17 protein-coding genes are annotated in these 19,572 nt (G+C 64.9%); 10 read left to right on the top strand and 7 right to left on the bottom strand.

The window, feature by feature from the left end:
- Positions 1–22: 22 nt before the first annotated feature.
- Entirely contained in the window at positions 23–2,119 is a 2,097-nt protein-coding gene (recG, locus tag QOL82_RS16550) for an ATP-dependent DNA helicase RecG (protein ID WP_283443406.1), read from the bottom strand.
- Between the two features lie 123 nt (positions 2,120–2,242).
- Here recG and queA point away from each other — a divergent pair, with 123 nt between their 5' ends.
- The 5 genes from queA to secF all read left to right on the top strand — a co-directional run bounded on the left by queA (position 2,243) and on the right by secF (position 7,814).
- On the top strand, positions 2,243–3,271 hold the full coding sequence (gene queA / locus QOL82_RS16545) for a tRNA preQ1(34) S-adenosylmethionine ribosyltransferase-isomerase QueA (RefSeq protein WP_283443405.1): 1,029 nt from the start codon (positions 2,243–2,245) through the stop codon (positions 3,269–3,271).
- Positions 3,264–4,391, top strand: a complete 1,128-nt coding sequence (gene tgt / locus QOL82_RS16540; RefSeq protein ID WP_283443404.1) for a tRNA guanosine(34) transglycosylase Tgt — start codon at positions 3,264–3,266, stop codon at positions 4,389–4,391. The genes queA and tgt overlap by 8 nt, the downstream gene beginning before the upstream one ends.
- 172 nt (positions 4,392–4,563) lie before the next feature.
- Complete coding sequence (gene yajC / locus QOL82_RS16535; RefSeq protein WP_283443403.1) at positions 4,564–4,893, top strand: preprotein translocase subunit YajC; 330 nt, start codon at positions 4,564–4,566, stop codon at positions 4,891–4,893.
- A gap of 79 nt (positions 4,894–4,972) precedes the next feature.
- Positions 4,973–6,832: a protein translocase subunit SecD gene (secD, locus tag QOL82_RS16530; RefSeq protein WP_283443402.1), complete on the top strand. Its 1,860-nt coding sequence runs from the start codon at positions 4,973–4,975 to the stop codon at positions 6,830–6,832.
- 37 nt (positions 6,833–6,869) lie between these two features.
- Positions 6,870–7,814, top strand: coding sequence for a protein translocase subunit SecF (secF, locus tag QOL82_RS16525; protein ID WP_283443401.1), 945 nt, complete (start codon positions 6,870–6,872; stop codon positions 7,812–7,814).
- Positions 7,815–7,955: 141 nt separating this feature from the next.
- Here the strand turns inward: secF and QOL82_RS16520 are convergent, their stop codons facing one another.
- Positions 7,956–8,324 carry a hypothetical protein gene (locus tag QOL82_RS16520; RefSeq protein WP_283443400.1) on the bottom strand — a complete coding sequence of 123 codons (369 nt, stop codon included), beginning with the start codon at positions 8,322–8,324 and terminating at the stop codon, positions 7,956–7,958.
- Between the two features lie 73 nt (positions 8,325–8,397).
- On the opposite strand from QOL82_RS16520, the gene QOL82_RS16515 reads away from it, so the two are divergent.
- The gene (locus tag QOL82_RS16515) at positions 8,398–10,707 is read left to right on the top strand and encodes a hypothetical protein (protein WP_283443399.1); all 2,310 of its coding nucleotides are present in this window, start codon (positions 8,398–8,400) and stop codon (positions 10,705–10,707) included.
- A gap of 60 nt (positions 10,708–10,767) precedes the next feature.
- Here the strand turns inward: QOL82_RS16515 and purB are convergent, their stop codons facing one another.
- The gene (gene purB, locus QOL82_RS16510) at positions 10,768–12,135 is read right to left on the bottom strand and encodes an adenylosuccinate lyase (RefSeq protein ID WP_283443398.1); all 1,368 of its coding nucleotides are present in this window, start codon (positions 12,133–12,135) and stop codon (positions 10,768–10,770) included.
- A 198-nt stretch (positions 12,136–12,333) separates the two neighbouring features.
- Between purB and QOL82_RS16505 the strand changes: the two genes are divergently transcribed.
- The gene (locus tag QOL82_RS16505; protein WP_283443397.1) at positions 12,334–12,942 is read left to right on the top strand and encodes a glutathione S-transferase C-terminal domain-containing protein; all 609 of its coding nucleotides are present in this window, start codon (positions 12,334–12,336) and stop codon (positions 12,940–12,942) included.
- A gap of 78 nt (positions 12,943–13,020) precedes the next feature.
- Here QOL82_RS16505 and bfr read toward each other — a convergent pair whose 3' ends face one another.
- From bfr to QOL82_RS16485, 4 genes are all read right to left on the bottom strand, one after another.
- On the bottom strand, positions 13,021–13,497 hold the full coding sequence (gene bfr, locus QOL82_RS16500; protein ID WP_283443396.1) for a bacterioferritin: 477 nt from the start codon (positions 13,495–13,497) through the stop codon (positions 13,021–13,023).
- Between the two features lie 101 nt (positions 13,498–13,598).
- On the bottom strand, positions 13,599–14,282 hold the full coding sequence (locus QOL82_RS16495; RefSeq protein WP_283443395.1) for a Fe2+-dependent dioxygenase: 684 nt from the start codon (positions 14,280–14,282) through the stop codon (positions 13,599–13,601).
- Between the two features lie 15 nt (positions 14,283–14,297).
- Entirely contained in the window at positions 14,298–16,517 is a 2,220-nt protein-coding gene (locus QOL82_RS16490; RefSeq protein ID WP_283443394.1) for a TonB-dependent receptor, read from the bottom strand.
- 123 nt (positions 16,518–16,640) lie between these two features.
- Complete coding sequence (locus QOL82_RS16485; RefSeq protein WP_283443393.1) at positions 16,641–16,844, bottom strand: hypothetical protein; 204 nt, start codon at positions 16,842–16,844, stop codon at positions 16,641–16,643.
- 56 nt (positions 16,845–16,900) lie between these two features.
- Here QOL82_RS16485 and QOL82_RS16480 point away from each other — a divergent pair, with 56 nt between their 5' ends.
- The 3 genes from QOL82_RS16480 to QOL82_RS16470 all read left to right on the top strand — a co-directional run bounded on the left by QOL82_RS16480 (position 16,901) and on the right by QOL82_RS16470 (position 19,557).
- Positions 16,901–17,170: a hypothetical protein gene (locus QOL82_RS16480; RefSeq protein ID WP_283443392.1), complete on the top strand. Its 270-nt coding sequence runs from the start codon at positions 16,901–16,903 to the stop codon at positions 17,168–17,170.
- Between the two features lie 6 nt (positions 17,171–17,176).
- Positions 17,177–18,646, top strand: a complete 1,470-nt coding sequence (locus QOL82_RS16475) for a pilus assembly protein TadG-related protein (RefSeq protein WP_283443391.1) — start codon at positions 17,177–17,179, stop codon at positions 18,644–18,646.
- A gap of 125 nt (positions 18,647–18,771) precedes the next feature.
- A complete protein-coding gene (locus QOL82_RS16470; protein WP_283443390.1) occupies positions 18,772–19,557 on the top strand; it encodes a hypothetical protein in 786 nt (261 codons plus the stop codon).
- Positions 19,558–19,572: the final 15 nt, after the last annotated feature.

Genomic DNA, 19,572 nt, shown 5'->3' with positions numbered 1-19,572 from the left:
TCAGTCTGCAGCCTGGTTGCCGTCAAACCCGCAAGTAATCTTCCTTGGACCCCAGCCAGCGCGCCAGGTGCGCGGCGACCGTCGCCAGGTCTTCGCGCAGCAGGCGCTGGGCCTGGTTGCGGGCTTCCTCCACCAGCCACTGGTCGGTTTCCAGGTCGGCGAAGCGCAGCAGCGCCTGGCCGGACTGGCGGGCGCCGAGGAATTCGCCGGGACCGCGGATCTCGAGGTCGCGCCGCGCGATCTCGAAGCCGTCGGTGGTCTCGCGCATCGTGCCCAGCCGCTGCCGCGCCACCTGGCCCAGCGGGCTCTGGTACAGCAGCACGCAGACGCTGGCGGCCGAGCCGCGGCCGACCCGCCCGCGCAGCTGGTGCAGCTGCGACAGGCCGAAACGCTCGGCATGCTCGATCACCATCAGCGACGCATTGGGCACGTCGACGCCGACCTCGATCACCGTGGTGGCCACCAGAACCTGCGTGTCGGCGCGGATGAAGGACTCCATCACCGCCTGCTTTTCCGCCGGCTTCATGCGGCCGTGGACCAGGCCGACGTTCAGGTCGGGCAGGGCCTCGGTCAGCGTCGCATGGGTGTCGGTCGCGGTCTGCAGCTGCAGCGCCTCCGATTCCTCGATCAGCGGGCACACCCAGTAGACCTGCCGGCCTTCGAGCGCCGCCGCATGGACCCGCGCAATCACCTCGTCGCGCCGGTTCTGGTCGATCACGCGGGTGACGATGGGCGTGCGGCCCGGCGGCAGCTCGTCGATGACCGACACTTCGAGGTCGGCGTAGTAGGTCATCGCCAGCGTGCGCGGAATCGGCGTGGCCGACATCATCAGCTGGTGCGGCACGGTGGCGTCGTCGACGCTGCCGTCCTTGCCCTTGTTGCGCAGCGCCAGGCGCTGGCCGACGCCGAAACGGTGCTGCTCGTCGACGATCACCAGCCCCAGCCGCGAGAACTGCACCGCGTCCTGGATCAGCGCATGGGTGCCGATGACGAGCTGGGCTTCCCCGGACTCGATCAGCGCCTGCGCTTCCTGCTTTTCCTTTTTCTTCAGGCTGCCGGTCAGCCATGCGACCTTCACGCCCAGCGGCTCCATCCAGGCGGCGATCTTGCGGAAATGCTGCTCGGCCAGGATCTCGGTCGGCGCCATCAGCGCGGCCTGGTAGCCGCTGTCCATCGCCTGCGTTGCCGCCAGCGCGGCGACCACGGTCTTGCCGCTGCCGACATCGCCCTGCAGCAGCCGCTGCATCGGGTAGGACGCGCGCAGGTCGGCGCGGATCTCGTCCAGCACCCGCTGCTGCGCGCCGGTCAGCTTGAACGGCAGGCCGGCGAGGAAGGCGTCCGACAGCCTGCCCATCACGGTCAGCGGCACCGCGCCCTTGGCCCGGCGCGCATCCTGCGCCCGCTTCAGCGACAGCTGCTGCGCCAGCAGCTCGTCGAATTTCATCCTCAGCCAGGCCGGGTGCGAACGGTCTTCCAGCGCGCTTTCGTCGATGTCGGGCGGCGGATTGTGCAGCAGGCGCACCGCCTGCTCGAACGGCATCAGCTGCAGCGATTCCAGCATGGCCGGCGGCAGCGTGTCCTGCCAGTCCAGCCGCGCCATCGCCTCGGCGATCGCGCGCCGCAATGACGTCTGCGACACGCCCTCGCCGGCCGGGTAGACCGGCGTCAGCACGTCCGGCAGCGGCGCGCCCTCGGTCACGACCTTGTAGTTCGGATGGACCATCTCGGGGCCGAAGAAGCCGTGCCGCACTTCGCCGCGCGCGCGTATCCGGTTGCCGACGGTAAACTGCTTGGTCTGGCTGCCGTAGAAATTCAGGAAACGCATCATCAGCGGGCCGGACGCGTCTTCCATCGTCACGACGAGCTGCCGGCGCGGCCGGTACTGCACGTCGCACGCGGTGACGACGCCCTCGACCTGCGCCGGGCTGCCGCTCATGAAGCCGGCCTGGCGGATTTCGACGACTTCGGTCTCGTCCTCGTAGCGCATGGGCAGGTGCAGCACCAGGTCCATGTCGGACTTCAGGCCCAGGCGGGCGAGCCTGTCCTCGAGCCGGCTGGCGGCTTTGGCCGGCTTGGCCGGCTTGCTGGACTTGGCTGGGACTTGCTTGGTGGCTGGCATTGGGGAGAAAGCGCGACACAGCGTAAAATAGCGGGTTTTCGCTTTGGCGTACGCCTCTGCCGCCTGTTTTGCAAACCTGTAACCATAGCAGTTCCAGGCCCGCTCCGATACCCACCGCACCGCATGTATTCACTGTCCGATTTCGATTTCGATTTGCCCCAGGAACTGGTCGCCCAGCTTCCGCTGTCCGAGCGCAGCGCGTCGCGCCTGCTGCAGGTGGCGCCCGACGGCGCGCTCGCCGACCGCGCCTTCACCGACATCGTCGACCTGCTGGCCCCCGGCGACCTGCTGGTATTCAACAATACCCGGGTGCTCAAGGCCCGCTTTTTCGGCGTCAAGGAAAGCGGCGGCAAGGTGGAAGTGCTGGTCGAGCGGGTGCTCGATAACCGCACCGTTCATGCCCAGCTGCGCGCGTCCAAGTCGCCGCCTCCTGGCGTGCGTATCCGGCTGGCCGACGCCTTCGACGTCATCGTCGGCGAACGCGCCGGCGAGTTCTACACGCTGCATTTCCCCGACGACGTCTTCAGCCTGATCGACGCCCACGGCCGGCTGCCGCTGCCGCCGTATATCGAGCATGCGGCCGACAGCCATGACGAGCAGCGTTACCAGACCGTCTATGCCAAGGAACCCGGCGCGGTCGCCGCGCCGACCGCCGGCCTGCATTTCGACCTGCCGCTGCTGGAGCGCCTGCAGCAGAAGGGCGTGCGCCTGGCCTATATCACGCTGCATGTCGGCGCCGGCACCTTCCAGCCGGTCCGCGTCGAAAACCTCGACCAGCACCAGATGCACAGCGAGTGGTACACGATCGTCCAGGAGACCGTCAACGCGGTGCGCGAAACCCGCGCGGCCGGCCGCAACGTGGTCGCCGTCGGCACCACCAGCCTGCGTGCGCTGGAGTCAGCCTCGCAGGGCGGCGAACTGGCCGCGGGCAGCGCCGACACCCGGCTCTTCATCACGCCCGGCTACGCCTTCCGCACGGTCACCCGCCTGATCACGAACTTCCACCTGCCCAAGTCGACGCTGCTGATGCTGGTTTCCGCCTTCGCCGGCTACGACACGATGCGCGCCGCCTACCGGCATGCGATAGAACAGCGCTACCGATTCTTCAGCTATGGCGACGCCATGCTCCTGACCTGCACAAGCCATGCTTAATTTCAAACTCAAAAAAACCGACGGCAACGCCCGCCGCGGCAGCATCACGCTGAACCACGGCGAAGTCGAAACGCCGATCTTCATGCCGGTCGGCACCTACGGCACCGTGAAGGCGATGTCGCCGCTGGAACTGAAGGAAATCGGCGCCCAGATCATCCTCGGCAACACGTTCCACCTGTGGCTGCGGCCCGGCACCGGCACTTTCGACCGCTTCGGCGGCCTGCACCGATTCATGGGCTGGGACAAGCCCATCCTGACCGACTCCGGCGGCTTCCAGGTGTTTTCGCTGGGTGCGATGCGCAAGATCACCGAGGAGGGCGTGAAGTTCGCGTCGCCGATCAACGGCGACAAGCTTTTCCTGTCGCCGGAAATCTCGATGCAGATCCAGCGCTCGCTGAACTCCGACATCGTGATGCAGTTCGACGAATGCACGCCGTACGAGATAGACGGCCGCGCCGCCACCAGCGAGGAAGCCGCGCAGTCGATGCGGATGTCGCTGCGCTGGGCGCGGCGCTCGCGCAATGAATTCGACGGCCTGGAGAACCCGAATGCGCTGTTCGGCATCGTCCAGGGCGGCATGTACGAAGACCTGCGCGACGAATCGCTGGCCGGCCTGAACGACATCGGCTTCGACGGCATCGCCATCGGCGGGCTGTCGGTCGGCGAGCCCAAGGAAGACATGATGCGGGTGCTGCAGCACATCGGCCCCCGCCTGCCGGCGGACAAGCCGCATTACCTGATGGGCGTGGGCACGCCGGAAGACCTGGTCGAGGGCGTCAACAACGGCGTCGACATGTTCGACTGCGTGATGCCCACGCGCAATGCGCGCAACGGCTGGCTGTTTACCCGCTTCGGCGACGTGAAGATCAAGAATGCCCGCTACAAGGACGAGGATGGTCCGCTGGACGAAACCTGCGGCTGCTATGCCTGCCGCAATTTCTCGCGCTCCTACCTGCATCACCTGCACCGGGCCGGCGAGATCCTCGGCGCGCGGCTCAACACCGTGCATAACCTGTATTACTACCTCGACCTGATGCGCCAGGTGCGCGACGCCATCGACGCCGGCGAATTCCAGGCGTTCCGGCTGCGCTTTCACGCGGAGCGGGCGCGCGGCGCGTGAACGGCGGGGCTGTCGCAGCGCGGCGGCCGTAACGCAGGCCGCTTTCACCGGGGCCGCAGCCCGGCGAGCGCAGGAAAAGCCGAAATTCAATGCCGGTTTGTACTGCGCGGGAAACCTTTCCAGCGGTGCTAAAATGCCGGGTCTTTTAAAACTACAAGGTGGAGTGGTACAAATGTTCATATCGAATGCATACGCCCAGGCGGCGGCCGGTGCGGGCGGGCTCGAAAGCAGCCTGACCAGCTTCCTCCCCATCATCCTGATGTTCGTGGTGCTGTATTTCCTGATGATCCGCCCGCAGATGCGGCGCCAGAAGGAACAGAAGTCCATGATGGAAGCGCTGGCCAAGGGCGACGAAGTCGTCACCGTCGGCGGCATGCTGGGCCGGATCACCAAGGTGGCGGACGGCTACGTCACGCTGGAAATCGCCAACGGCACCGAAGTCGTCGTGCAGAAAGTGGCCGTCGCCACGCTGCTCCCGAAGGGCACCATCAAGTCGCTGTAAAAACCAGCGCAGCGGGGCGCGGCCGGCGCCCTGCGGCGGCATCCCCACCGCAGCAAGCCTTACCTGAACGCTCCATGCCATGAACCGCTATCCCGTCTGGAAATACATCGTCATCGTTATTGCGCTGCTGTTCGGCGTGATCTACACCCTCCCCAATTTCTTCGGCGAGTCGCCGGCACTGCAGATCAGCAGCGCCAAGGCCACCGTCAAGGTCGACAACAGCGTGACCGGCCTGGTGGAGGATGCGCTGAAAAAAGCCGGCGTGCCGGCGCAGGGCATCGTCTATGAAACCATAGGCAACCTCGGTTCGGTGCGCGTGCGCTTCGCCGACACGGACACCCAGTTCAAGGCCAAGGGCCTGCTGGAGAAGGAACTCAACCGCGACCCGGCCGACCCGACCTACCTGGTCGCGTTCAACCTGCTGCCCAACACGCCGCGCTGGCTGCAGAGCCTGCATGCATTCCCGATGTACCTGGGCCTGGACCTGCGCGGCGGCGTCCACTTCCTGATGCAGGTCGACACCAAGGCCGTGATGAACAAGCGGCTGCAGGGCCTGCAGACCAGCGTGCGCAGCATCCTGGTCGACAAGAAGGTGCGCTATGCCGGCATCAACCGCCGCGGCGACGCGGTGGAAGTGCGTTTCCGCGACGAAGCCACCCGCAACACCGCCCGCGAGGCGCTGGCCTCGCAGCTGTCCGAACTGGTGCTGACCGACGCCGGCAGCGGCGCCGACCTGTCGCTGGTCGGCACGCTGCGCCCGGAAGCGCTGAAGAACACGGTGGAAGACGCGGTCCAGCAGAACATCACCACGCTGTCCAAGCGGGTCAATGAGCTGGGCGTGGCCGAGCCGCTGATCCAGCGCCAGGGCGCGGACCGCATCGTGGTCCAGCTGCCAGGCGTGCAGGACGTGGCCCGCGCCAAGGACATCATCGGCCGCACCGCCACGCTGGAAGTGCGGCTGGTCGACGAGTCCGTCAGCCGCGGCACCGAGGAAACCGCCGCCATCCCGTTCGGCTCGGAACTGTTCAAGGTCGGCCGCGGCGCGCCGGTGGTGCTGTACAAGGAGCCGATCATCACCGGCGACTACATCTCCAACGCCACCGCCAGCTTCGACCAGAACCAGCAGGCCGCGGTCGGCGTCGACCTGAACGGCGACGGCGGGCGCCGGATGCGCGAAGGCACCCGCAACAAGATCGGCAAGCTGATGGCCATCGTGCTGTTCGAGAAGAACAAGGGCGAGGTGCTGACGGTCGCCACGATCCGCGACGAACTCGGCGCGCGCTTCCAGATCACCGGCATGGGCTCGGCCGAAGCATCGACCGAACTCGCGCTGCTGCTGCGCGCCGGCTCGCTGGCCGCGCCGATGGAAATCATCGAGGAACGCACGATCGGCCCGCAGCTCGGCGCTGAAAACATCGCCAAGGGTTTCAATTCGACGCTGTACGGCTTTGCGGCGATCGCCGTCTTCATGGTGATCTATTACATGCTGTTCGGTTTCTTCAGCGTCTTTGCGCTGGCGGTCAACCTGCTGCTGCTGATCTCGCTGCTGTCGCTGATGCAGGCCACGCTGACGCTGCCCGGCATTGCCGCTATCGCGTTCACGCTGGGCATGGCGATCGACGCCAACGTGCTGATCAACGAGCGCATCCGCGAGGAGCTGCGCAACGGCAGTTCGCCGCAGGCGGCGATCGCCACCGGCTTCGACCGCGCCTGGGCCACGATTCTCGACTCCAACGTCACCACGCTGATCGCCGGCCTGGCGCTGCTGATCTTCGGCTCGGGCCCGATCCGCGGCTTCGCGGTGGTGCACTGCCTGGGTATCGCGACCTCGATCTTCTCGTCGGTGTTCATTTCGCGCGGCGTTGCCAACCTCTGGTATGGACGGCGCAAGAAGCTCACCAGCATTTCGATCGGCCAGATCTGGAAGCCCGGCACCTGAGCCCGGCTGGCATCCACATCGACATCAGAGGATAGCAATGGAACTGTTCCGCATTAAAAAAGATATACCGTTCATGCGCCACGCGTTGATCTTCAACGTGATCTCGGCGCTGACCTTCGTGGCCGCGGTGTTTTTCCTGTTTCACAAGGGATTGCACCTGTCGATCGAATTCACCGGCGGCACCGTGATGGAGGTCGCCTATCCGCAGACCGCCAACATCGAGAATATCCGCACCTCGGTGGTCGGGATGGGCTTCACCGACAGCCAGGTGCAGAGCTTCGGCACCGCGCATGACGTGCTGATCCGCCTGCCGACGCAGAAGGGCCTGAACTCGACGCAGGTCAGCGAGAAGGTGCTGGGCGGCCTGAAGGCGCAGGACCCGACGGTGGAACTGCGCCGGGTCGAATTCGTCGGCCCGCAGGTCGGCGAGGAACTGACGCACGACGGCCTGATGGCGCTCGGCATGGTGGTGCTGGGCATCATGATCTACCTGGCCTTCCGCTTCGAATGGAAGTTCGCGGTGGCGGCCATCATCGCCAACTTGCATGACATCGTGATCATCCTGGGCTTCTTCGCCTTCTTCCAGTGGGAGTTTTCGCTCACCGTGCTGGCGGCGGTGCTGGCGGTGCTGGGCTACTCGGTCAACGAGTCGGTCGTGGTGTTCGACCGGGTGCGCGAGACCTTCCGCGACCGCCGCTACGGCAAGCTGAGCACTGCCGACGTGATGAACCACGCCATTACCAGCACGATCTCCCGCACCGTCATCACCCACGGCTCGACCGAGGTGATGGTGCTGTCCATGCTGCTGTTCGGCGGCCCGACGCTGCATTATTTCGCGGTGGCGCTGACCATCGGCATCCTGTTCGGCATTTATTCGTCGGTATTCGTCGCCGCCGCGGTCGCCATGTGGCTGGGCGTCAAGCGCGAGGACCTGCTGAAGCCGACCAAGGAAAAAGACACTACCGGCGGCGCGGTGGTCTGATCCTTTTGCCGCGGGCTGCAACGGCCCGCGGCCTTGGCCTGCCGCAAAAGGCAGGCGCCCGGTATGCCTGCTGTTTGAATCTTTCCCGTGATCGTGTCACCAAGGCCAGCCTGCGCCCGGCTGTGGCCAGGCTCGACTCGATCAATCACGGTAAGGATATATCTGTATGTCAACCAGCGTGCAGGGCCAATCGCCCCGTCGGGGCAAAGTCCCGAAAGAGGGCCAGTCGGCGGTGAAGGGAAAATCCTCCGGCCGCAGCCCGGGGGCGGAAAATATCGATGGCACCGAGATGGAAACCTCGGAATTCAGCGCATCCGGCTCGAAGCCGAGAGTGCCAAGTTCGCATTCTCCGCGCAGCCCGGTTGCGCCAAAGATGCGCAGCAGGGACAGCGCTGCTGAACTCAGCCCGCTCGCCAGCGCTTCCACGTCGACCACCGCCGCCTTGTCCACGGCCGCCTCGAGCACTGCCACCACTGCCACTGCAAGCACGGCAACCTCGACTGCCGTCACCAGGCCGGCTCCCGACCTCCCGCCCGCCAGCCCTGGGAGCCGGCAGACTTCTCCCAATCCGAGGCGGCACTCGATGCCGCCGGTCCCGACCAAACCGGAACGCGATCGCGGCACGCCGCCCCCGTCCACCAAGCCAAGCTTTGCCGCCGACAAGTCCAGGGTGCCGTCCCCGCCGACGAACAGTCCGCCCGCCAGTCCGCGGCGCGGCGTCCCCGGCGCCGTTCCGCCGCTGGGGACGCCGCGTGTGACATTCGTTGCCGAAGACACGCCGCGCGCCGAGCCTGAAGATGTCGTCGAGCGCAATATCCTGGCAGCCCGGGCCATGGCCAGGAAAATTCTGTCGAAAAAAGGCGGAACGACCCGCCTGGACGATTTCAGGTCAGTGCTTTCCCAGGCGGCGGCGATAGCGCCAGCCGCGCGCGGCGACGTGCTGTCGGACCTGCCGAAGTCACTGTACAGTCTGCCGGAAGACGCCAAGGGCGCCTGCCTGGCCGAACTCCGTGAACTGGCTGGCGACATGCCGACGGAATTCCGGAAGAAATTCCTGCAAAGACTGCTGGAGCATCTTGTCAGCAATCGCGACAGCGAATCGGATGCGTCTTCAAGCGCGGAACCGGCGTCCGATGCAACGCAGTTTCAGGCGCAGCATGCCAGCATCGAGTCGCGCAGGCTGGCCGTCAACAAGCTGATGCAGTCACGGCCCGACGATACGGCGCTGCAGGCGCTCAAAAAGCCGCTGGCAAAAACCGCATCGCTGGCCGCCGACCTCGGCGTGATCGAGGCTGTCATCGTCAAGCTCGACAGCCTGGATCCGCGGGAACAGGACAAGGTCATCGCGCTGTTCGACGATGCCGGCATCTCGTGGACAAACCTGCTGGGTGCGCTGATGCATTCCCCCTACATGGAAGAAATCGGCAAACTGGCAAAGAATACTGGCCTCCCGCTGTCGGCCCGCTACCTGGGCACGTTGACGGGAGACCGCGTCGCCATGGAGAAGCTGTTGCTTACCCTGGGCAAGACGGCGCTGCCGGCGTCCCTGCATGTCCATCTGGCCGGGAAAATCGGCATGCTGCGACGGACGGCCAGCCCGGCGCCGACGCTGGCCCGGGCCGGCCGCGACCTGCTCCTGGAGATCATCTCCCTGTCCGGCATGTCCGAATCCAAGCATTGCCATCTGATGTATGCGGTGTCGGAGATCGATGCGGACGTCCTCCTTGCGGCGCTGGTGGAAGGCGACATGAATGAACATAACGACTACTGGATTTATGCGCACCAGGTCATGGCCGACGCCATCGACATCGGCGCCTGCTATGCACTGGTCAATGACAACGATGACGACGCCGACCTTGCCAGCTATGCAGTGCGCGCCAGGAACCTGATGAAGGACGACTCGGTAAAAACCATTGTCAGCCAGGCAAAATGCGCATGGAACGCGGCTCGCCTGCGCGCGCTGATACTGGGGAAGCCCGACCCGAAGGAAGTAAAACGGGCGGTTTTCAACGTGATCAATTCCAACCTGTCCTACACCGCGAAACTGGCCCTGCTGAAATGCGAAATCGACCCGGTCGGGCCAAGCGTCGAAGCCCATGTCAAAAAGGCGCAATACCAGGCCGCGCTGGAGCATTACAGGAAATCTCTGAACGGAAGCCCATTCGACAACAGCCTCGCCTACGAGGTGGTCGAGGATGACCTGAAAAAGCATGCGAAGGCTTACAGGACACTGACCAAAAAGCTGGACCCGGACGCAATCGATGATATCCGCGCGAAGGCGAACATGGCGATGGTCGCCGCGCAGCACAGCCGGCTTCCGGCGATGCACGTGGCGGCCAGGCTGTGCAGAGCCGATATTGTTCGCGTCTATATGGAAACGGTCGCGGGTTTCGCCGGCGTGATGAACGAGGACGAAATTACCGGCTTCCTTGAACTTTCCAGTAATGGAATATCCCTGTTTCATAACGCCATGATCAACGGCACGCCGGACGTCGTCACTGCCTGCATGTCGGTGATTCTGGCCTCGGAACTCAAGCCGGCGACCAAGCTGTTGCTGCTCGAGGCCAGGAGGAAGCCCGACCGCATCGGCGCCTTTTACCTCGCCATGTCCTGCGGCCTGGAGGACACGGCGCTCGAGTTCGTGCAGGGAATATTGACTGCCGGCCAGATCGAGGACAAGGCGAAAGTCCAGCTGCTCAAATGCGCCAAACGCGCGCCTTACAAGAAGGTGGCGCCCGATTCCAGGACCGGCGCCGTGCTGGCGCAGGCGGCCAGCACGGCGCGTGCCGAGGCCGAGCGAAACAATCATGATCGGCTGGCCGAAAATTTTGGCTTTGAAGTAGAGCGGTCCCCGCTCAGTTTCGCCGACAGGCAGGACTTGCAGGTCGGCTGAAGCCAGCCAGGCCGTGCGGCCGGCGCCGGGCTACGACATGGCGCCCGGCGTCCGCGCAGTTCAGATGTCCCGCGCCAGCTTTTCGGCGATGCCGATGTAGTTGGCCGGCGTCATTGCCAGCAGCTGGTCCCTGGCCTGCTGCGGTATCGCCAGGCCCTGGACGAAGGTTTGCAGCGCTTCCCGCGAAATGCCCTTGCCGCGGGTCAGTTCCTTCAGCTGCTCGTACGGATTTTCAATGCCGTAGCGCCGCATCACCGTCTGCACCGGCTCGGCCAGCACTTCCCAGGTCGCGTCCAGGTCCTCGGCCATGCGGGACGGGTTGACTTCGAGCTTGTTGAGGCCGCGCAGGCAGCTGTCGTAGGCCAGCAGCGCGTAGCCCAGGCCGACGCCGATGTTGCGCAGCACGGTGGAGTCGGTCAGGTCGCGCTGCCAGCGCGACACCGGCAGTTTTTCCGCCATGTGCTTCAGCACCGCGTTGGCCATGCCGAGGTTGCCTTCCGAATTCTCGAAGTCGATCGGGTTGACCTTGTGCGGCATCGTCGACGAGCCGATTTCCCCGGCCTTGGTGCGCTGCTTGAAATAGCCCAGCGAGATATAGCCCCAGATGTCGCGGTTCAGGTCCAGCAGGATGGTGTTGGCGCGGGCGACCGCGTCGAACAGTTCGGCCATGTAGTCATGCGGCTCGATCTGTATGGTGTACGGGTTGAAAACCAGGCCCAGGCGTTCCTCGATCACCTTCTTCGAGAAAACCGCCCAGTCGATTTCCGGATAGGCCGACAGGTGGGCGTTGTAGTTGCCGACCGCGCCGTTCATCTTGGCGAGGATCTCGACGGACGCGATGCGTTCGGCGGCGCGGCGCAGGCGGGCGACCACGTTGGCCATTTCCTTGCCCAGCGTGGTCGGGCTGGCCGGCTGGCCGTGGGTGCGCGACATCATCGGCACGGCCGCATGCTCGTGCGCCAGGTCGGCCAGGCGGTCGATCACCGCCTGTAGCGCCGGCAGCAGCACGGTGTCGCGGGCTGCTTTCAGCATCATGCCGTGCGACGTGTTGTTGATGTCTTCCGATGTGCAGGCGAAGTGGATGAACTCGCTGGCTGCCACCAGCTCCGGCACGTCCTTCACCTGTTCCTTCAGCCAGTATTCGACCGCCTTCACGTCATGGTTGGTGACAGCCTCGATCTCCTTGATGCGCGCGGCGTCGGCTTCGGTGAAGTCGGCGGCAATGCGGTCGAGCAGCGCGCCGGCATCGGCGGAAAAGGGCTTGATCTCGTCCAGCCCGGCGCGCGCCAATGCCTGCAGCCAGGCGATTTCCACCTTTACCCGATGGTGCATGAAACCGGCTTCGGACAGGATGGGGCGCAGTTTGTCGGTCTTGGCGGCATAACGGCCGTCTAGGGGAGAAAGGGCTGTCAGGGTAGTAAGGGACATGGCGGCGACGTAAAGGGGAGGAAGTGCGCTGCGGGCGGCGTGGCCCGGACTGGCAATGGAATGGCGGAAAAAAGCGCCATTCTATCATCCGCCGGAATGCGCAAAATCCTTGTTCCTGCGCGCTGGCGCGTGGTTTTTGCCCGTATTTTCGAAATTTTCGGGTGCTATAATCGGCCTGACCTATTCTAAAGATTGTCTATGAAACTACTCGGTTCGCTTGCCAGCCCTTATGTGCGTAAGGTGCGCATCGTGATGGCGGAGAAAAAGCTCGATTACTCGCTGGTGCTCGACAATGTCTGGGCGCCCGAAACGACGGTGCCCCAGTTCAATCCGCTTGGCAAGGTTCCCTGCCTGATCATGGAAGACGGCGCTGCGATGTTCGACTCGCGCGTCATCGTCGAATATCTCGATACCCTGACCCCGGTCGGCAAGCTGATCCCGGCGCAGAGCCGCGAGCGCGCCGCCGTCAAGTGCTGGGAAGCGCTGGCCGACGGCCTGCTCGACGCCGCGGTGCTGGTGCGGCTGGAAAAGACCCTGCGGCCGGCCGAGCAGCAAAGCCAGATCTGGATCGACCGGCAAATGGACAAGGTTCACGCCGGCCTGAAAACCATGGCGGCCGACCTGGCCGAGACGCCTTACTGCGCCGGCAACCAGTTCACGCTGGCCGATGTCGCCACCGGCTGCGCGCTGGGCTGGCTGGCCTTCCGCTTCCCCGAGATCACCTGGCGCGACGATTACCCCAACCTGGCCCGGCTGTTCGACAAGGTGTCCGAACGGCCTTCGTTCAAGGACACCGTGCCGCATTGACGGGCACACGCATCACCATTGAAAAACGGCGCCGCGGCGCCGTTTTTCATGAGACCTTCAAACGCGATTGTTAAAGCGTCATTCCTCTTCGCCCAACTGCGACTGCAGGTAGTTCTGGATGCCGATCTTGGCGATCAGGTCGAGCTGGGTTTCCAGCCAGTCGATATGTTCCTCGGTGTCTTCCAGGATCTCCAGCAGAATGTCGCGCGACACGTAATCGCCCAGCGCTTCGGCGGCGGCGATGCCTTCCTTCACGGTCTTTTGCGAGATCTGCTCCAGCTGCAGGTCGCAGCCCAGCATTTCCTCGGTGTTCTCGCCGATCATCAGCTTGTGCAGCGCCTGCAGGTTGGGCAGGCCGTCCAGCATCAGGATGCGGTTGATCAGCTTGTCGGCATGCTTCATCTCGCCGATGGACTCGTCGTACTCCTTCTTGGCAATACGCTCGAAACCCCAGTGCTTGTACATCCGCGCATGCAGGAAGTACTGGTTGATCGCGCTTAATTCATTGGTCAGCTGCGCATTGAGCAGCCGGATGATGTTGGCGTCGCCTTTCATTGAACCCTCGGAAGTTGTATGGATGAAACGCCGAACCGGCAGAGTGGCACGTGTGGCAAGCGGTTCCGGCCAGTGTGCCTGCATGATAACCGATAGCCCCGTCAGGTATCAGCCCACATCCGCAACAGGTTGTGATAACAGCCGGTCAGCTTCACCACCGGCGGCGTGTCGCCGTCCGTGCCGCGCAGCGCCAGGATGGACATGTCGAGGTCGAACAGCAGCCGGCGCTGCGCATCGTCGCGCACCATGCTCTCCACCCAGAAGAACGCCGCCAGCCGGCAGCCGCGCGTGACCGGCTCGACGCGATGCACGCTGGAGGCCGGGTACAGGATCAGGTCGCCGGCGGCCAGCTTGACCGACTGGCTGCCGAAGGTGTCCTCGATTACCAGCTCGCCGCCGTCGTATTCCGCCGGTTCGGACAGGAAGAGCGTGGCCGACAGGTCGGTGCGGACCCAGGCGCCGGTAACCGGCGACGTGCGCACCGAGTTGTCGACATGGTTGCCGAATGCGTTCGACGCGCCGTCGTAGCGGTTGAACAGCGGCGGATAGGTCTTCTTGGGCAGCGCGCCGGTGATGAACAGCGCGCTGCGGCCCAGCGCATCGAGCACGACGGCGCGCGCCGCATGCGACGCCGGCGCGTCTTCCGGCAGCTGGCGATTGTTCTTGACCTGTTCCGACTGGGTGCCGGCGGTGATCTTGCCGTCCGCCCAGTCGGCGCCCTCCACGATGGCGCGGCAGCGGGCCAGTTCGGCAGGCGAGAGGACTTCAGGCACGCGCAGCAGCATGGCGGCAATCTCCGTTCAGAACTTGGTGGACAGCGTCAGCTGCGCCACGCGGTCGGTGCCGGGAACGATGTGGCCGGCATACACGCCTTCATAGTAACGGCGGTTGAACAGGTTGAAGATGTTGAGCTTGAGCGCCCACTTGTCGAGCTGGTACTCGGCCATCGCGTCCCAGCGCACATAGGCCGGCGCCTCGTTCGAATTGTCTGCATTGCCGTAGCGCTTGCCGACCGCCTCGACGCCGCCGCCCAGCTTGAAGCGCTCGGAGACCCGATAGGTGCTCCAGATATTGGCCGTGTAATTCGGCGTGTTGATCGGGCGCTTGCCCAGCGTGTTCTGCTGGGTGCCGGTGGCGGCGTCGATGGTCGCCTTCATCAGCGCCAGACCGCCGAACAATTCCCAGTTGGGCGTGACGCGGCCGGCAACCTCGAACTCGACGCCATCGGTATGGCGCTTGCCGGTCAGCAGGTTCTGCTCGATGCTGACAGCCAGGTCGGTATTGCGCTCATTGGTCTTTTCGGAGCGGAACAGCGCGGTGCGGAACATCACGTTGCCATCCAGCAGGTCCCACTTCGCGCCGATCTCGATGTTGCGGTTCTTTTCCGGCGGCGTGTTGGTCGAGCGGTCGTCCAGCGCGTACAACTCGCCCGACGGGTTGAACGACGTGCCGTAGGACGCGTAATAGGACGCGGTGTCCGTCGGCTGGTAGATCAGGCCGGTGCGGTAGCTCCATTGCTTGTCGTCGCGCGACAGCGGGCCGGCGGGCGCGGTGCGGTCGTAGTCGGCCGAGAAATTGTCATGGCGCGCACCGACCAGCACTTTCCACTGCTTGGTCAGGCTGACCATGTCCTGCGCATAGATGCCGACGGTGTTGGCGGTATAGCTGACCGGATTGATGCGGGTGCGGTCGCCGTAGCCTGCCGGCAGCACCGGGTAGGAATTGACATTGCCCACCGTCGCGGCAGGGTTGCCGGGCGTGGTGTTGTAGTTCCAGCGGTTCGCTTCCTCGCGCACCAGCTCGACGCCGGCCAGCATCTCGTGCTGCATGCCGCCGAGGTTCAGCTTGGTGTTGAAGTCGGTCTGGCTGGTCAGCGTGTGCTCGACGCCGCCGCGGCGCTGCGCCTGGCGGGTCACGCCGGTGGCGTCGGTGACGAACCTGGTGTTGGCGGCCAGGCGCGGCGCGATTGCCCACAGGTCGCGGTCGTAATCGGCCTTGCGCAGCACCGTGCGCAGCGTGGTGTCGTTGCTGAAGCGGTGGATCCAGCTGGCCGTCGCCATGTCGGTGTCTTCGCGCTGGTAGTCGACGTCCGGCAGGCCATAGAAGGTGTTGATGGGCACATTCAGAGGCTTGCCCTGGAAGTAGGGCACGCCGAAATCGGGCGTGCTGTCGCCCTTGAGCTTGTAATAGGACAGGTTGAATTCGTCCCTGGTGCCGATGCCCCAGCTGAACGACGGCGCCACGCCCCAGCGCTCGCTGTGCACGCCGTCGCGGAAGCTGTCGGTGTCGGTCTTCATCACGTTCAGGCGGACGGCGGCGTTCTCGCCGACGACCCGGTTCAGGTCGGCGGTGCCGCGCTTGTACGAGTCGCTGCCGACCGTGACCGCGGCTTCGTTGATGTTGGACAGGAAGGGCTTCTTGCTGACCTGGTTGACGACGCCGCCGGTCGAGCCGCGGCCGAACAGCATCGACGCCGAGCCGCGCAGCACATCGACCTGCTCGACATTGAACACCTCGCGGTTGTACTGCGCGATGTCGCGTATGCCGTCGAGGTAAAGGTCGCCTACCAGCGAATAGCCGCGCAGCGTGATGTTGTCGCCGATGCGGCCGCCTTCGCCGGCGTTGAAGGTCAGGCCGGCCACGTTGCGCAGCGCTTCCTTGAGCGTGTCCGCGCCGCGGTCCTGGATCAGCTGCTCGGTCACCACGGTGACGGCCTGCGGCACGTCGCGCAGCAGTTGCGGCGACTTGCCCACCGACGTCCTGACGCCCTGGTAGCCGGTGTTTTCCTCGCGCTGGGCATTGACGTTGATGGCCGGCAGCGCTGCGGCCTCGGCCTGCGCCGCGGGCGCCGTCTGGGATGGCTGGGCGGACTGCTGCGCATGGGCGCCGCCCGACAGGACCACGGCGGCCATCATCGCGCCGAGCGGCAGCAGGGCGGGACGGCGATTCGATGCGGAGGCGCTCAGTTCGGGATGGCTGATTCCGACGGCAAGGGGCTGCAGGGCAGGGCGTGGCGACATGCTGGTGTTCTCCTGGATAGCCTGGGCGGCTGGGCGCCCCGGCGGTAAAGGTCTGGCTGGCTATCCACGGCGGGAAATTGCTGGCTGAGATTGTTGGTATGCGGTCAAGATGCGACAACGCCTTTAATGATAACCATTCTCATTTGCATTCGCAACAAGGAAGGGATGCTGGCAGAGCGGATGCAGCGATTGCGCCACAGCACTGCCCAGCTGCGGAATGGCATCCAGGCAATAAAAACCGCGCCAGCATCTGGCGAATGTCAACTGTAAGAGTTGACAGGTTTCAACATTACTTTCGTTTCCTATACTTCCCAGCGTCAATTCCATCCCCGATTTACCTCGTCCGGCCGCCTTTAGCCGGATTCCTCGCAGGAGTGTGATTCATGTCGATTCGTCATGCGGCCCGCTGCCGCGGCCAGGGTATGACCGAGTACATCATCATCGTGGCGCTGATCGCCGTTGCCGCCATCGCGGTCTACCAGTTCTTCGGGCAGACCATACGCAGCCAGATGTCGGCCATCGCCAATGAAGTAGCCGGGCAGTCCGGCAGCGCCGCGATGGCCGCTGCCGGCGCCGCAGCCGGCAAGACCGACAACGAGCAGAAGGCCAAGGGCCTGGCCAAGTATGCCGACGGCGCCGACCAGTCCAAGTAGCGCAGCATGCAAGCCTGGCGCCGGCCATCGCTGCCCCACACCGTCGCCAGCTTGCGCCGGCAACGCGGCCAGGCGCTTATGTTCGGCATCTTCCTGCTCCTCGCGGGGATGGCCGGCCTGTTCTTTCTCTTCAATACCGGCCAGGTCGTTGCCGAAAAAACCCGGCTGGTCACGACCGCCGACGCCGTCGCCCACGGGGCGGGCGTGATGCAGGCGCGGGCGCTGAACTTCGACGCCTATGGCAACCGTGCACTGGTCGCCAACGAAGTACTGGTGGCGCAGATGGTCAGCCTTTCCTCCTGGTCGCAATATGCGCAGACCCATGCGGAAAACCTGTCATGGCAATTTCCCGAGTGTGGCGACCCCGAGGGCTACGGTGCGCTGTTCGGCGCGGCATTCCGCTATGGGCCGCTCTACGCGCTGCTGTGCTATGCCACCGTGCAATACGCTGGCGAGTACATCGCCCAGATTGCCGAGCAGGTGCCGCCGGTCGCCGAGGCTGTCGTCGCTGCAGTGGAAATAAACAAGGCGGCGATCATGGCGGCGCAGGCGCATTTGCATGCGCCCGGCAGATTCCAGGCTGCCCGCGGCAAGGTGATGCAGGAAATTGCGGATGCCAACTATGCCGGCGACGGCGTCGTCACCGCCAGCGCACAACTGGAAGGCGATGGCTGGCCTGGCTTCACCGACCACTATCGCGGCGACGAGCGCGGCCGCATCGCCGGGGTGAGCAGGGCGGCCGCAAACAGCGACGCTTTCGTGCGGCAGCGCAGCTGGACTGCAACGGCCGTATTGCCGCCATTCTGGGAATGGACCTGCGCGGTCGCCAGGCGCAAGAATTCGGTCAAGCGCCGCGGCGGCACCGAGCTGGTCAACTACGACGAGTGGAAGGCCGAGGACACCGAGTCCTATTGGGAAGTGCATAACGTCGGCCGGTTTTTTCCTCGCTGCGGCAAGGACGAGCAGCCGATAGCGTACGGCGAGCAGCAGGCGCATCCCGACGACGCGGACCAGGACGAGTCGGGCGCCGCGCTGGGCGGCTCGCCTGCCACCAATCCGGACGCGCATGGCTATGCGTCCTCGGACCAGTGGTCCAATTACACCGGCTTGCCATCGTTCTACGACCTCAGCGCCGCACAGCTGGAAGCCGGCGCGCCCGGTCCCACGCTCAGCCTGCGCGTAAAGCTGACCCGCGCGCGCGACCAGCTCGCCACGCCGGAAGGCCGCTCGGCCATAAGGCAGGCGGACGACCCTGCCGCCGCGCGGCGCAATGTGGCCGCATATCTGTCCGACCTGTCGGATGGCGAAATGAGGGCAAGCGCCGCAGTGGAAGTCTGGTTCGCGCGCCCGCCGGGCAGCACGGAAAACGGCTGGGGCATCGCGCAAGGCAAGCCGGTGGAACTGCCCAGCCTGTTCAATCCCTACTGGCAGGTGCGCCTGGTCGACCCCGCGATGACGCCGGCGGTGGCGAAATGACGCAGCCGGCGCGAACGGGTCCGGGTCCGGGAGCGCATCCCACACTGCAGCTATTGCAGCCATTGCAGTCATTGCAGCCGATGCACCGGATGCAGCCAAGGCAGCCAGGGTCCCTCCCACGACCTTTGCCGCTGCAGCCAGGCTTCGGCCAAGCCGGCCAGGCGCTTACCGAATTCCTGCTGATCAGCCTGGCATTGATCCCGCTGTTTCTTCTCATTCCGATGATAGGCAAGTACCAGGACATCGGCCATGCGGCGCAACTTGCCAGCCGCTATGCCGCCTTCGACGCGCTGCTGCGCAATGGCAGCGACAACAGCTGGAAGCCGCCGGCGACACTCGCCGCGGAACTGCGGCAGCGTTTCTTCGGCATCCCCGGCGCGGCTGTCGTCACCGATGCCCAGGAAGCCGCGCCGATCAGGAACAGCTGGAATGATCCCTACCAGCATCCGCTGATCGCATCGCCAGCCGCCATTGCGCTGTCATTCGGCGCCAGGCGCGGCGAGACGCATGCAGACGGCTATGACCATGCGCCCTCCGGCGACACCGACTTGTTCATGCTCGCGTCTCGCGCCGGCCTGGCCAGCACCGGACTCTATCGCGCCAATGTCGGCGTCAGCCTGGCCAGCCTGCCCGCCGGGCTGCGCAGCATCGAGCCCTTCGACCGGCTGAAGCTGCGCATCGAACGCCATGCCAGCGTTCTGCCCGGTCCATGGACGGCCGTTTCGCCCGAGCAGACCGAAATGCGCACCGGTGGGCTGGCCCCGCTCAATACGCCGATGCCCAATGGGTTGATCTCGGCGGCGATCGAGGTCGTGGACATGGCATCGGTGCGGCCGCCTTCGTTTGGCAAACTCGGCCAGTGGCGCGATGTCGTCCCCGGTGACCGCTTGCGCAGCGGGGAAACACGATGAAGGCGCTGCGATCCC

The organism is Noviherbaspirillum suwonense, assembly GCF_900182955.1.
Lineage (GTDB): Bacteria > Pseudomonadota > Gammaproteobacteria > Burkholderiales > Burkholderiaceae_D > Noviherbaspirillum_A > Noviherbaspirillum_A suwonense.
This window is presented reverse-complemented; position numbering and strand designations above follow the sequence as displayed.